Source organism: Streptococcus sp. WM07, from assembly GCF_004570525.1.
Classification (GTDB): domain Bacteria; phylum Bacillota; class Bacilli; order Lactobacillales; family Streptococcaceae; genus Streptococcus.
The window spans coordinates 1-301 of sequence record NZ_SPPZ01000320.1 but is presented as its reverse complement, the minus strand read 5'-3'; the positions used below and the strand labels follow the sequence as shown (position 1 = coordinate 301).

Here is a 301-nt window from a genome sequence, read left to right as displayed (position 1 = left end):
CTGGAAGATCACTTCCATCTTCGTTCTTAGGCGCTGGAACAGTTACTGTTTCTCCTGGCTTACCTGATGCCTCTTCAAACTTAGGATTATTCTTACCAGCATCTGTAGTTGGATCTACCACCTTAACAGTTACTGGAACCTTGTCCGTTGAGCCATCTGGATACGTTACCACAGCTGTTGCTGGTTTATCTCCTGGTGTAGTTGTATCTACTGGTTCCTCAAAGCTTACCTTAGTACCTGCTGGCAAGTCTCCTAGATTTGCAATAGATTTAGATGGATCTACTTCCTCACCTGGTTTAAC

General features: G+C 44.2%; 1 protein-coding gene. It reads right to left on the bottom strand.

The features are described from left to right. A partial coding sequence (locus E4T71_RS09395; RefSeq protein WP_245165733.1) for a Rib/alpha-like domain-containing protein occupies positions 1–301 on the bottom strand: 301 nt, incomplete at both ends.